General features: G+C 45.4%; 13 protein-coding genes. 12 read left to right on the forward strand and 1 reads right to left on the reverse strand.

Going from position 1 to position 13,266, the window contains the following annotated elements; all coding sequences use genetic code 11:
• The first annotated feature begins 84 nt into the window (after nt 1–84).
• Genes Xkoz_RS27075 through Xkoz_RS27120 form a run of 10 tightly spaced genes read left to right on the forward strand, consistent with a single transcriptional unit; the run spans nt 85 to nt 9,631 of the window.
• Nucleotides 85–375: an ApeI family dehydratase gene (locus Xkoz_RS27075; protein ID WP_141554423.1), complete on the forward strand. Its 291-nt coding sequence runs from the start codon at nt 85–87 to the stop codon at nt 373–375.
• Entirely contained in the window at nt 366–2,081 is a 1,716-nt protein-coding gene (locus tag Xkoz_RS27080; protein ID WP_099142671.1) for a glycosyltransferase family 2 protein, read from the forward strand. Before Xkoz_RS27075 ends, Xkoz_RS27080 begins: the two co-directional genes overlap by 10 nt.
• A gap of 3 nt (nt 2,082–2,084) precedes the next feature.
• The gene (locus Xkoz_RS27085) at nt 2,085–2,507 is read left to right on the forward strand and encodes an acyl-CoA thioesterase (protein WP_099142672.1); all 423 of its coding nucleotides are present in this window, start codon (nt 2,085–2,087) and stop codon (nt 2,505–2,507) included.
• A gap of 17 nt (nt 2,508–2,524) precedes the next feature.
• Nucleotides 2,525–3,127 (forward strand): outer membrane lipoprotein carrier protein LolA, encoded by a 603-nt coding sequence (locus Xkoz_RS27090; protein ID WP_422646064.1) that lies wholly within the window; start codon nt 2,525–2,527, stop codon nt 3,125–3,127.
• Nucleotides 3,099–5,423, forward strand: coding sequence for an MMPL family transporter (locus tag Xkoz_RS27095; protein WP_141554422.1), 2,325 nt, complete (start codon nt 3,099–3,101; stop codon nt 5,421–5,423). Before Xkoz_RS27090 ends, Xkoz_RS27095 begins: the two co-directional genes overlap by 29 nt.
• Entirely contained in the window at nt 5,423–5,983 is a 561-nt protein-coding gene (locus Xkoz_RS27100; protein ID WP_099142674.1) for a DUF3261 domain-containing protein, read from the forward strand. Before Xkoz_RS27095 ends, Xkoz_RS27100 begins: the two co-directional genes overlap by 1 nt.
• A 3-nt stretch (nt 5,984–5,986) precedes the next feature.
• Nucleotides 5,987–7,153 (forward strand): beta-ketoacyl-[acyl-carrier-protein] synthase family protein, encoded by a 1,167-nt coding sequence (locus Xkoz_RS27105; protein ID WP_099142675.1) that lies wholly within the window; start codon nt 5,987–5,989, stop codon nt 7,151–7,153.
• Entirely contained in the window at nt 7,153–7,647 is a 495-nt protein-coding gene (locus Xkoz_RS27110; RefSeq protein WP_099142676.1) for a hotdog family protein, read from the forward strand. Before Xkoz_RS27105 ends, Xkoz_RS27110 begins: the two co-directional genes overlap by 1 nt.
• On the forward strand, nt 7,644–8,375 hold the full coding sequence (locus Xkoz_RS27115) for a 3-ketoacyl-ACP reductase FabG2 (RefSeq protein ID WP_099142677.1): 732 nt from the start codon (nt 7,644–7,646) through the stop codon (nt 8,373–8,375). Before Xkoz_RS27110 ends, Xkoz_RS27115 begins: the two co-directional genes overlap by 4 nt.
• 26 nt (nt 8,376–8,401) lie before the next feature.
• Entirely contained in the window at nt 8,402–9,631 is a 1,230-nt protein-coding gene (locus Xkoz_RS27120) for a beta-ketoacyl-ACP synthase (RefSeq protein ID WP_099142752.1), read from the forward strand.
• A gap of 505 nt (nt 9,632–10,136) precedes the next feature.
• Here Xkoz_RS27120 and Xkoz_RS27125 read toward each other — a convergent pair.
• A complete protein-coding gene (locus Xkoz_RS27125) occupies nt 10,137–10,613 on the reverse strand; it encodes a VapA/VapB family virulence-associated protein (RefSeq protein ID WP_099142678.1) in 477 nt (158 codons plus the stop codon).
• 556 nt (nt 10,614–11,169) lie between these two features.
• Here Xkoz_RS27125 and Xkoz_RS27130 point away from each other — a divergent pair.
• Nucleotides 11,170–12,339 carry an MFS transporter gene (locus tag Xkoz_RS27130; RefSeq protein WP_099142679.1) on the forward strand — a complete coding sequence of 390 codons (1,170 nt, stop codon included), beginning with the start codon at nt 11,170–11,172 and terminating at the stop codon, nt 12,337–12,339.
• A 214-nt stretch (nt 12,340–12,553) separates the two neighbouring features.
• Complete coding sequence (locus Xkoz_RS27135; protein ID WP_099142680.1) at nt 12,554–12,988, forward strand: acetyltransferase; 435 nt, start codon at nt 12,554–12,556, stop codon at nt 12,986–12,988.
• Nucleotides 12,989–13,266: the final 278 nt, after the last annotated feature.

A 13,266-nucleotide genomic window follows, 5' to 3' on the forward strand; every position in this document is an offset into this window, starting at 1 on the left:
GAGGGCGCGTTTTTGTTCTGGTGTCAGATGAATTTTCATGGTCGTAAGCATGATCGGGTTTGGATAAAAAATCAAGCATCTTCAATGGCGATTGGTATAGATCCCAATTTGGATTGGTTTCGAGGGCATTTCCCCATTCAGCCACTTTTGCCGGGGGTGGCTCAGATCGATTGGGCCATGCACTATGCCCAAACCTTGCTGGCACCGGGGTGGTCTTTCTCTTCGATTGAAATGGTCAAATTCCAGTTACCCCTGCAACCAGACAATAAATTGCGATTGCACATCAAATGGGATGAAAAAAAACACCTTCTGCTCTTCCATTATGACTTAGAAGGCCAGACTGCAAGCCAGGGAAAAATAAAGCTATGTCGTTGAGCGTGAATACGATTACGCCATGTGTGGTGATCCCTTGTTATAACCATGGCACAACCCTGGCTGCGGTATTGGAAAGGTTATCCTCCTACCACCTCCACTGTTTTATCGTGGATGATGGCAGTGAACCCGATACTCAACATCGTCTTGAATATTTAGCAAAGTCTGTGCCTAACGTCACGCTTATCCGCCTGGCACATAATCAGGGCAAAGGGGGTGCAGTCATGGCAGGAATGCGGGCAGCCGCGAATTCAGGCTATAGCCATGCATTACAAGTTGATGCCGATGGCCAGCATTGCCTCAAAGATATCCCCTTGTTTTTGGCAAAAGCGCAGCAATATCCTGATCGCTTGATTTCCGGTAGCCCGAAGTATGACGCTTCCGTGCCAAAATCCCGCCTGTATGGACGCTTTATCACCCATTTCTGGGTTTGGGTGGAAACACTGTCTTTGTCCATCAAAGACAGTATGTGTGGTTTTCGTGTCTACCCCTTGGCACCTACGTTAAAACTGTTGGCTGACAAAGATGTTGGCCGGCGCATGGATTTTGATATTGAAATCATGGTTCGGCTTTATTGGCAGGGAACAGAAAGTGAATTTGTACCAACAACCGTCACTTATCCTGCAAATGGTCTATCCCATTTCGATGCTTTGAGGGATAACCTCAGCATTTCATGGATGCATACCCGCCTGTTTTTCGGCATGTTACCACGCATTCCTTCATTATTATGGCGTAAGCGATTGTGCCGCAATCAGCGTCATTGGTCAGATATCCAAGAACGCAAAGGGCTATGGGGCATGAAGTTGATGCTGGCGATCTATCGATGGTTAGGACGCAAACCTTTTGAATGGTTGCTCTACCCTGTTGTTGGCTATTTTTGGGCAACTGGCGGGACACAGCGTCAGGCTTCCAGCCAGTACCTTGGAAAACTGAAACAGACCTTACAACACAAAGGCATCGCTATTCCACCAGGCCTGAATAGTTATCGCCACTACCTGCGTTTTGGCAAGGCTATGTTGGATAAAATCGCCAGTTGGCGGGGTGATTTGAAGTGGGGAAAAGAGATTCAGTTTGCAGAAGGGGCCGAACAAACACTTTTGGATGGCGATGCGGGCGGGAAACTGCTGTTGGTTTCGCATTTAGGCGATATTGAAGTTTGCCGTGCACTGGTACAACAAACGGGAAAACAGACCATCAATGCACTGGTTTTTATTGAACATGCCCAGCGTTTCAAACAGATCATTGAAGAAATTTCACCCCAGGCGGGGATCAATTTATTGCCAGTAACGAATGTCGGTGCCGATACCGCTATCTTGCTAAAAGAAAAAATTGACGCGGGCGAATGGGTGGCAATCGTCGGTGATCGCATTGCCGTTAATCCCTCCAGAGGCAATACCCAACGGGTTGTATGGAGTCAATTTCTCGGTCATCTTGCTCCCTTTCCACAAGGACCGTTTATCCTTGCTTCCGTGCTGCGCTGCCCGGTGTTGTTGATGTTCGCACTTCGGCAGAATAACCAATTCAAAATTTATTGTGAGCATTTTGCCAATCCTCTGGAATTGCCACGTAAACAGAGAGAGCAGGCGTTACAGCAAGCCGTGGATCTCTACGCTTCCCGCCTGGAACATTATGCCCTGCAATCCCCGCTCGATTGGTTCAATTTTTTCGATTTTTGGCAATTACCGTCTGCCCGAACAAATAAGGAATAAAAAATGCTGACTGCTCCTCGTTTTACCGCCGAGGTTGAATTAACGGTGCCATTTCATGATGCTGATCCAATGGGCGTTGTTTGGCATGGAAATTACTTTCGCTATTTTGAAATTGCCCGTGAGGCACTGATGAGCCAACTCAATTATGGTTATCGAGAAATGAGTGAATCCGGCTATGTTTGGCCGGTCGTTGACGCCAAAATCAAGTACCGTGCCCCAGTGTTCTTTGAACAAAAAATACGTGTCAAAGCCACTATCGAAGAGTTTGAAAACCGCCTGAAAATTGCTTACCAGATTTTTAATGCCGCAAGTGGCGAAAAAACAACTGTCGGCTACACCATTCAGGTTGCTGTTGCTAAGGAAACACAGGAAATGCACTTTGTCAGCCCAGACATTCTATTCGAACGTATGGGGGTCAAGTCATGAAAAAATGGCGTTGGATATTGGTGTTTTTGACAACAAGTTTCATGACAATCAATAACATGGCATATGCCATTACCCTTGATGATTTACAACAGCGGTTTGCTCACCAGCCCGTTGTACGGGCAAATTTCACACAAATTCGGCAAATCCAGGGCATGCCTCAACCCCTGTCTTCCCGTGGTCAAATGCTGGTTTCACAGCATAAAGGGCTATGGTGGAATCAGCAAAAACCGTTTCCACTGACACTGTTACTGGATGACAACCATATGGTACAAGTCATGTCGGGGCAAGCACCTCAAGTGATTACCGCTGATTCCAATCCACAACTGTTTCAGTTCAATCACTTGATGCGGGCATTGTTTCAGGCCGATCGCACTGTACTGGAAGAAAACTTCAAAATCGAATTCAACGATCTTGGGCAGGAAAAGTGGCGCCTGATACTGACCCCAAAAACGTCTCCGTTGGATAAACTTTTCACGGCGATTACTTTGCATGGTCAAACTCACCTTGATGCTATTTTACTGACTGATCGTCAAGGTGATCGCACAGAACTCTCCTTTGCCCAACACCAATTAACACCAGAGACGCTGAGCTATGAAGAAGAGCAATACTTCAAATTCTGATCCACGTCTGCTGGCACCTCTTTGGCTGTTAACATTCACTGTCCTACTGATATTGCTGGCAGTCTTGTTACCTCAATCCCGCCTGTCTACCAGTGTATTGGCGCTATTGCCGACACAAAGTGCGGGTGACATGCCACCCGCCTTGCAAGAAGAATTCATGCAGCGTCTTGATCGCCAATTGGTGTGGATGGTCAGTCCGGGGGAAAAAGAAGATACTGCCCCTGCCCAATACTGGCTAGAACACTTGCAAAAAACCCCGTTCATGACCAATGTCAAAGGGCCAATGACAGCAGAGCAGCAACAAGCATGGGGACGTTTTTACTATGAACACCGTAATGCGATGCTCGATCCTGCCACTCGTGACAGATTGAAAGGTGATGGCAATCAGCAAGCAAATTGGATCTTGTCTCAAGTCTACTCTGCCTTTTCCGGTGTCAGTGGGCAGGAACTGAATAATGACCCTTTGATGCTGGTCAGAGGCTCACAACTCGCTCTCCAGCAAACATCCAGCCAATTAAGGCTTCAAGATGGGTGGTTAGTGGCGAGAGATAATTCTGGAAGAAGTTGGTACTTACTTCACGGGGAGCTAAAAAGCGCTTCCTTTGATATGCAGCAAGGCCATCATGCTATCACTGAGCTGAATAAATTGCAGCAGTCTCTGGCAGCTCAATTTCCTGCTACCCAAGTGATGTCACGGGGTACCCTATTTTACAGTAATTACGCCACCCAGCAGGCGAAACACGATATTTCAACATTGGGCAGTGCCACCGTTCTCGGTGTATTACTCCTCATCTACACGGTTTTTCGTTCCCTGAAACCTTTGTTGCTGTGTGTTCTCTCCATCAGTATCGGCGCTTTGGCCGGAACGGTGGTGACTTTAGGGATTTTTGGCGAACTTCATTTCATGACGCTGGTGATGAGCATCAGTATCATCGGTATTTCCGCTGATTACGCCATTTACTATCTAACAGAACGGATGGTACATGGTCAGGAAATGACGCCGTGGCAAAGTATGCAAAAAGTCTTGCCTGCCTTATTAATGGCATTGGCGACAACGGTCATTGCCTACCTGATCATGATATTTGCGCCTTTTCCTGGCCTACGCCAATTAGCGGTATTTGCGGCCGCAGGATTAACCGCTTCCTGTTTGACGGTCGTCTGTTGGTATCCCCGACTGGTTAAAAACCTGCCTGTGCGCCCCATTCCGGCAATGATCATGTTAATGCGTTGGCTGGCGTTATGGAGAAACCATTGGCTGTTTTATATGGGGTTACCTGCGATGTTGGCAGTCTTTGCACTACTGGGAATTTCCCGTTTGCAGATCAATGATGACATTGCCCAATTACAGGCTCTGCCACAAGATATCCATCAACAGGAAAAACACATTGCCGCGTTAACCGGACAACGAAGTGATCAAAAATGGTTCGTTATTTACGGCGATAATGCAGAACAAACATTGCAACGATTGGAATCCTTCATTCCAAAATTAGATGCAGAAAAGCAACAAGGTAATATCAGCCATTACCAACGGTTCCCTCTCTCTTCTCTTGCCCAGCAACACCGGGATCTTACGCTAATCAAAGCCGTCTCTCCCAATATCATGTCTTGTCTGGCAGAAGCGGGATTGACAATAAAACAGCCTGATATTCACCCTATGACGGTTACGCCAACTGACTGGCTTGGCAGTATAGTCAGTGAGGGCTGGCGTTTGATGTGGATAACCTTGCCAAATGGTCACAGTGGCGTCCTCCTCCCGGTCAATGGCGTTAAAGACAGTGTATTGATGCGCCAATTGGCCGAAAAACAGGAAGGAGTCAGTTGGGTTGATCGCAAGCTGGCTTTTGATGAGATGTTTCAATTTTATCGAACCCTACTTGGCTGGCTGTTGGCAGGTTCAATCATGCTAATCGCCATCAGCTACATAGCACGATTTGGCTTGCGTCGTGGCGTTATCAGCCTATTACCATCACTATTGTCCCTTGGCTGTGGATTGGCTGTTCTCGGTTTTAGTGGCCACAGCCTGAACTTATTTTCAATATTAGCCCTGGTTCTGGTGCTGGGTATTGGCATCAACTACACCCTGTTTTTCAGCAATCCCCGTGGTACTCCGCTGACTTCTCTATTGGCGATCAGCGTAGCCATGTGTACTTCATTGCTCACACTAGGCATGTTGATGTTCAGTCGCACTCAGGCAATCAGTAGTTTTGGTATCGTATTATGCAGCGGGATCTTCACGGCTTTCCTGCTATCACCACTGGCAATACCTAAACGCCAAAAAAGGAAAAAGTCCTCGTGATGCGGTTATTCATCCTATCGCTGACCTGCCTGCTGGCAGCTTGTACAAATGCGCCACAAAACGGCACCCCCACTGCGTGGCTGAAACCCGGTGTACGTGTTTCATTGCCAGAGCCAACCATAACGCCGGCCATCAATGAACAACAACTGTTAACCGCCACCGTAAAAGGTAAGCAGCAATCCTTGATTGTGCTGCTTGACGCGAATGAGCAACACCTGTCACTCGCTGGATTATCTTCGCTAGGTATTCGGTTGTTCAAATTAGATTACGACAAAAATGGCGTGCATACCGAACAATCCATTCTCTTGCCGGAACTCCCCCCCGCCAGTCAAGTCTTGGCCGATATTATGTTCAGTTACTGGCCGGTCTCCGCTTGGCAGAGCCAACTGCCTGATGGCTGGAGGCTCAAAGATAGCGGTAATCTCCGCCAACTGCATGACAAAAAAGGGAAATTAATCACAGAAATTCATTATGATCCCCAACATGGCAAACGACGCCCGATTCGCGTTCAGCAATTCGTTTTTGGTTATGACATCGCTATTCAGCATCTGGAAAAGTAAGACATGATTTATATTTCTGCCGTGGGTATGCTCAATGCGTTAGGCAATAATGTGGATGAGATTGCGCATAACCTTGTGCGCCATCAAGCACCAGGCATGTATGAGCGTTCAGGCTGGTTACAACCTGACAAAACCTGCTGTCTGGGAGGTGTTGACGGTGAATTACCCGTCATTCCTGACAGCCTATTTCAGCACAACAGCCGTAATAATCGCTTGTTAATGGCTGCCTTGATGCAAATAAAACCACAAGTGGACGAAGCCATCATTCGCTATGGGCGGGAACGCATTGCCGTGATTATGGGAACCAGCACTTCTGGTCTCGAAGAAGGTGATCAGCATGTCAGCCACACCATTCATCAACAACCCGATGAGCATTACCACTATTACCAACAAGAATTGGGCGATCCTTCCCGTTTCCTTGCCAGTTATTTGGGTATTGATGGGCCTGCATTTACCCTCTCTACAGCCTGTTCATCCAGTTCACGGGCGATTATCAGCGGCCAACGCCTGATTGAAATGGATCTCGTGGATGTCGCCATTGTGGGTGGCGCGGACACATTAAGCCGTATGCCAATCAATGGATTCAATAGCCTGGAGTCCATTTCTCCCACTTTGTGTGAACCCTTTTGTGAAAATCGCCAAGGCATTACCATTGGGGAAGCCGCAACATTGCTGCTGCTAACGCGAGAACCCCAGCCGATAGCCTTACTCGGCGTAGGAGAATCCAGTGATGCATGGCATATGTCAGCCCCTCATCCCGAAGGGAAAGGGGCCATTGAAGCTATCAATATGGCATTGGGAAATGCCGGACTCGCCCCAGCCGACGTCGGTTATATTAACCTGCATGGAACGGGCACGAAATTGAACGACCAGATGGAATCGAGGGTTATCAATCAGATTTTTGGTGAAAATACGCCATGCAGCTCGACTAAATATTTAACCGGCCATACCCTTGGCGCCGCAGGTGCTTGCGAAGCCGGACTTTGCTGGTTACTGCTAACACGTCACTTATCGCTGCCTGCTCAGGATTTTTCACGCTCAGGCATCGATACCTCTCTGCCGGCCTGCGGTTTGCTAACCCAATCACAACCGCTGAAAAAACCGACAGTCATGTCAAATTCTTTTGCCTTTGGTGGCAACAATACCAGCCTGATATTGGGAGCAGAATAATGTCTAACTGTTTATCCGTAGATTATTTACCTATAGATCGTTATCTCCCGCATGCAACCCCGATGGTGTTACTGGAAAAAGTGATCAACGTATCCAGTCACCATGTCCATTGTCAGGTCACGGTCAGCCAAGATGGTATCCTCTCGCCTTTTCTCAATGAAGAAGGCCATCTGCCGGGTTGGTTTGCCATTGAAATCATGGCCCAGACGATTGGGGTCTGGTCTGGCTGGCACCGCAGGGAAAGAAAAGAGGACGATTCCGCACTGGGGATGTTATTGGGGGGTCGTGCAGTACGGTGCCGGATCCCCGCGTTCACATCGGGTAGTGTATTGGATATTCAGATGAATTTATTACTGCAAGATGAAAAATTTGGCAGTTTTGACGGTGAAATCAGTTGCAATGGCACTGTGCAGGTGACCGGCCGCCTGAACACCTACCAACCTGACAAAACAGACCTCATACAACTAATCAATAAACAGGATGGAGTAGCATAATGCGTTCAGTTCTAGTGACCGGTGCCAGCAAAGGGATTGGCAGGGCGATTGCCTGCCGACTGGCGGCAGAGGGTTTTACTATCATCGTGCATTACCACCGCGATGCGAAAGGCGCGGAAAAGACACTGGAACACATTCAGGCAAGCGGAAGCCATGGCCGTATACTGAATTTTGATGTTTCGGATCGATCTACTTGCCGTGAAATATTGGCAAAAGACATCGAAACTCACGGCGCTTACTATGGCATCGTCTGCAATGCAGGGATTGCCAAAGATGGTGCTTTCCCAGCACTGGACGGTAATGACTGGGACAGTGTCATTCATACCAATTTGGATAGCTTCTACAATGTCATCCATCCTTGCATCATGCCGATGATCGGTTTACGTCAAGGAGGGCGCATCATCACCTTATCATCCGTATCGGGTTTAATGGGTAACCGAGGACAAGTCAATTACAGTGCTGCTAAAGCAGGGATTATCGGTGCCACAAAAGCGCTGGCAATCGAATTAGCGAAAAGAAAAATCACCGTGAACTGTATTGCCCCCGGTCTGATTGAGACAGACATGATCCAAATGGAAGCCGCCGCTTTGAAAGAAGCGATGAATATGATCCCAATAAAACGAATGGGACACGTTGATGAAGTTGCGGGGCTTGCCAGCTACCTGATGTCTGATATTGCAGGATATGTCACCCGTCAAGTTATCTCAATCAACGGAGGGATGCTATGAACCACAATGCTCTATTCCATCAGAACATGCCACGCAGGGTCGTCATTACAGGAATGGGGGGGATTACCGCATTGGGGCACAATTGGCAATCTGTTTCCGCGGGATTGAAAACGGCCACTAATGCCGTCCAACAGATGCCAGCATGGGCAGAATATGATGGGCTTAATACCCACCTTGGGGCACCCATTACGGATTTTATTTTACCTGAACATTATACCCGCAAACGCATTCGTTCTATGGGGCGAGTTTCCCTGATGTCAACGCGCGCCACAGAGCTGGCCTTAGAGATGGCAGGTTTGCTCGATGATCCAATACTGACCAATGGGGCAACAGGTATTGCCTATGGCTCTTCTACAGGCAGCACTAAACCCGTCAGCGACTTTGCAACTATGCTGACTGAAAAGCACACCAATAACATCACAGGCACAACCTATGTGCAAATGATGCCCCATACCACTGCCGTCAACACCGGTCTGTTCTTTGGACTACGCGGCAGAGTGATCCCAACCTCAAGTGCCTGTACATCGGGTAGTCAGGCGATTGGGTATGCGTGGGAAGCTATCCGCCACGGCTATCAAACCGTCATGGTGGCAGGTGGGGCTGAAGAGTTGTGTCCATCCGAAGCGGCAGTATTTGATACGTTGTTCGCCACCAGCCAGAAAAATGAAGCACCAAAGAGTACGCCTTCTCCATTTGATGTTAACCGCGATGGTCTGGTGATTGGTGAAGGTGCAGGCACATTGATCCTTGAAGAATTGGAACATGCCAAAGCGCGTGGAGCCAAGATTTATGGTGAAATAATCGGATTTGCCACTAACTGTGACGCATCCCACATCACCCAGCCAAAATCCGAAACCATGCAGATATGCATTGAAATGGCACTGAAGTCAGCCGGCTTACAACCCGCCGATATCGGTTATATTAGTGCCCACGGTACGGCAACCGATCGGGGAGACGTGGCAGAAAGCCAAGCTACGGCTCATATTTTTGGCAACCAAGCCCCTATCTCTTCACTAAAAAGTTATTTCGGCCATACTCTGGGGGCTTGCGGTGCCCTTGAAGCATGGCTAAGCCTGGCAATGATGAACGAAGGGTGGTTTGCCCCCACGATCAATCTCAACGAGATTGATCCCGCTTGTGGTGAGTTGGATTACATTATGCACCAGCCCCGTAAAATCCAAACCGAGTTTATCCAAAGCAATAACTTTGCCTTTGGTGGCATCAATACCTCGATTGTGATCCGCCGTTGGGCTTAATGATAGGAACGTGAGGTCACTATTATGGTGGCCTTTTGTCTAAAAATTCATGGGCGGATCTGCTCATATATGCCATACAAAACATCATTAATAGCTTACGAATGCAATAAGATATTGCGAATGACTTAATTCTGATATAGCAAAATCAACATAACTCTTTCGAAAATCTAAGCTATAGCCCATCTCGTGTTATGCCTTGTCATCTTAGGTTTAGATATTATGTCATATTAATATGATTCTGCTATATCATCCAACCATCGATTCAGATCTAAATTAAGACACCTCCCTTATATTTTACTAATAGAAATAACCACTTGACCAAAGTAATTAACGATTATTTTTAACATCAAAACAACCATTCAATATTTTTACTTAATTTTCTTTTTGGTGTTTTATAATAATAGGCTTCATTACGTAACTTTTATTTATGTTTTGCCAACGATAATTAAGTTACAAATGAAGCCTTATAGATAAAATAAAGTATTGTCAGTTAAGGACTGGTATATTATTCCCAATAACCGCCCCCTCCGATTGTCGCTGATATAGAACCCAATCCGATTCCGTCAAACTGTGCAGCTTTATCTATGGGATAATGTAAAAAACTCAAACTCATAGTCACTGGTGTTATCACTGCAACAAAACTTGTTTCTTCCTGATAAAAGGTATCAAGATCATCCATACCAATATAAAATGTACCGGAAAAGTCCCCTTTTCCCACAAATCCGATCCCCCCGGCGCTTCCGTAAAAAGTTTTCAAACCCTCAACTTCCAGAGTGAGTTTAAAATAAAAAAAATAGCTCGTTAAACTCAAATGAGCATTATAAGATTTTAACTCGGATTTCTGTGGATTGGCAATTAAATCATCGGGCACTACCTTTTTGTGTTTTAACAAATTTACTGTTGATTCATTTAAAGAATCGATAATTTTCAGTCCCTTTGAAACAATCAAAGAAGATTCTGATTCAGTGAATTTTTTAGTCATAACTTCCCCCGGCTTTATAAATCGAGAAAGATTAATTTAAAACTTAAAATTTGCTCTGATTATATGTAAAACAGAATAGCAATTAAGTCATATTTAATATAAAAACAAACATTGTTACTTTTCATTACGATATCCCATAGTCCTCCTGGTTCTCAGTTTATTAAAAAACATTTATCAATACCTAATAACCTTCAAGAAAAAAATGTAGTTAGCTTTTATTTATAATAAAAGCATAGTACAAATCTAGATGTTTTCAACATGAAATTAATATTAGTGAAATGAATCGCAATCTCACTGATGCATCAGGCTTCTTTCAGCGCCAATCACGCCCCCCTTTTTCCATAAATCTTTTCATTCATGAGTATCAGTTTTTCTCGTTGTATCTCTTTGTGAGAAAGGGCTATAGTCCGCACCACTCAAGGTCATTGAGTGAATTCCACTGCTTAAATCACAAGATATATTCCAGTCCTTGGCATATGTCGTGGCCGCCATTCGGCAAAACCTTGATGAAAAGCAGCGCATTTCTGGCTGATATTTTTATGTGGAGACGACAGTAGTGAAACTGCTGCGCAAGAATGACAGTGCATTTGTACCTGTCGCCGGCTTGACTGTTTTTGCCATTGCTTCTGGTTACCTGATGAGCTTAATTCCCCTGTCGATGGCAAGTTTCAGCATTGATACGGTTTATGCCAGTTGGTTAGCCAGCGCTTATTATGCCGGTCTATTAATCGGTTCAATGATGATTGAGCCGGTTATCGCCAAGATAGGTCACCGTCTTTCATTTGTTGTCTTTTTATTGCTTTTATCAGCGACCGTCATGATATTGCCTTTTTTTCCAGATAAAGAAATTTGGTTACTGGTACGGTGTATTGCCGGCGTGGCCGTCGCGGGTGTCTTTGTTGTCGTCGAGTCCTGGCTACTGATTGGCGACAATCCCAAAGAGCGCGCCAAGCGCCTGAGTTTTTATATGACTTCTCTTTACGGTGGCACAACGTTAGGCCAGTTATTGATTGGGCCGATTGGCACTCAGGGGATGATCCCTTTTATGGTGATTTCGGCACTCCTGTTTGTCGCGATTTTGCCGCCATTATTTGTGCGTCATGGACAGCCTCCTGCCCTCCACCACCAAAGTCTGTCGCTGAAAAAAATCACCGAATTCAGTAAACCTGCGATCGTTGGCTGTATGACATCGGGTATTGTTATGGGCACTATCTATGGTTTGATGCCCTTATCTCTAAGCCAAAGTCATTTCAGTGCCGATCAAGTCGGTGTATTGATGGCAGCGATTATTTTGGGCGGAATGGCCATACAACCGATTATCAGCAAGCTGTCTGTCATCGTGAGCAAAACTTTTCTATTGGCAATGGCTTCACTATTGGGGGTCTTCGCTATCGGAATGGCCTATCTCTTTGAGCATTACATCGTCATGATAGTGGCACTGGCTCTTTTGGGCATGTCCTCTTTTGCGCTGTACCCGATTGCGATCACCCTGGCTTGTGACAAGCTGGATGCGTCCTATATCGTAGCCGCAAGCCAAGTTATGTTGTTAAGCTACAGTATTGGTTCTGCCATTGGGCCACTGGTAGCAGGGCATTTTATGCGACAACACTACTTTAAAGCTCAGCATAATGGGCTGATGAGTTTCTTTTTCATTGCCTTATTAGCTACTGCGATTTATATGCTGCTGGTGAGTTTGTCCCGCAAAGATCGTGTATTGGCAAGCTAGCGATGAAATAATCTGAGCTTATATGAAAGTGCCGCAAGTTGCGGCACTTTTTTATTTTAGGTCGATTCTTTTTAGCTCGATTTATATACCAAATATGAAAACATTTATTCATAACGAACTATGCTGAATTATTGCACTTTCTTATTTTTACTTTAAGATAGCCGGAAAAATATCCGATCTGAAACCAAAAACAACAAAAATATAAAGGTATTAAATGCAAATACAGCAAGCCACCAACGCTGATTTTTCGGCACTGATTCAAATCTGGGAAGCTTCCGTACTTGCCACTCATGATTTCTTGCCAAAGATGATGATTGAGGTGCTACGTCCGCAGATCCTTAACGATTATTTGCCCAATCTCACTGTTTATAAGGCTGTCGATGAGCAAAATAATATCGTGGGATTTATCAGTACGGATCAACATCGAGTAGAGATGCTGTTTATTGCGCCGCAGGCGCGAGGAACAGGGATCGGTAAGATGTTACTGCAATTTGCCATTAGTCATTTGCAAATTAACGAGTTGGATGTAAACGAACAAAATACACAAGGCGTTGGTTTCTACCAACATATGGGATTTCAGGTATTTTCCCGTTCAGAGATTGATGGGCAAGGGAACCCATTTCCGCTATTACATATGAAGTTAGCTTGAAAAGCTTAGCTTGTTAAAAATCGTGCTGTGGTTTTCTAAATAATGGATCACAAAACTATTCTGCAATAATCTATTCTCCTTTTACGGAATGCTCACAAAAAGAACAATACATAAACATTACAAATACACAAATAGAAGCATCATTCAAAAAAATAGAATTAAATCAGAATCAGTGTTGTTTTATGACGATAAAAGTCATAATTCAAATAAGATTTTTCAACACAAAAAAAATAAATAAATTTAAAGTAATGGCATGTTTTGTAAACGTTTAGGCAGAA

It is taken from the genome of Xenorhabdus kozodoii (assembly GCF_002632875.1).
Taxonomy (GTDB): domain Bacteria; phylum Pseudomonadota; class Gammaproteobacteria; order Enterobacterales; family Enterobacteriaceae; genus Xenorhabdus; species Xenorhabdus kozodoii.

What these genes read in the sequence shown, in the direction of transcription:
- Xkoz_RS27075 (WP_141554423.1), top strand. Translation starts at nt 85, where the DNA reads ATGGCGATTGGTATAGATCCCAATTTGGATTGGTTTCGAGGGCATTTC.
- Xkoz_RS27080 (WP_099142671.1), top strand. Translation starts at nt 366, where the DNA reads ATGTCGTTGAGCGTGAATACGATTACGCCATGTGTGGTGATCCCTTGT.
- Xkoz_RS27085 (WP_099142672.1), top strand. Translation starts at nt 2,085, where the DNA reads ATGCTGACTGCTCCTCGTTTTACCGCCGAGGTTGAATTAACGGTGCCA.
- Xkoz_RS27095 (WP_141554422.1), top strand. Translation starts at nt 3,099, where the DNA reads ATGAAGAAGAGCAATACTTCAAATTCTGATCCACGTCTGCTGGCACCT.
- Xkoz_RS27100 (WP_099142674.1), top strand. Translation starts at nt 5,423, where the DNA reads ATGCGGTTATTCATCCTATCGCTGACCTGCCTGCTGGCAGCTTGTACA.
- Xkoz_RS27105 (WP_099142675.1), top strand. Translation starts at nt 5,987, where the DNA reads ATGATTTATATTTCTGCCGTGGGTATGCTCAATGCGTTAGGCAATAAT.
- Xkoz_RS27110 (WP_099142676.1), top strand. Translation starts at nt 7,153, where the DNA reads ATGTCTAACTGTTTATCCGTAGATTATTTACCTATAGATCGTTATCTC.
- Xkoz_RS27120 (WP_099142752.1), top strand. Translation starts at nt 8,402, where the DNA reads ATGCCACGCAGGGTCGTCATTACAGGAATGGGGGGGATTACCGCATTG.
- Xkoz_RS27125 (WP_099142678.1), bottom strand. Translation starts at nt 10,613, where the DNA reads ATGACTAAAAAATTCACTGAATCAGAATCTTCTTTGATTGTTTCAAAG.
- Xkoz_RS27135 (WP_099142680.1), top strand. Translation starts at nt 12,554, where the DNA reads ATGCAAATACAGCAAGCCACCAACGCTGATTTTTCGGCACTGATTCAA.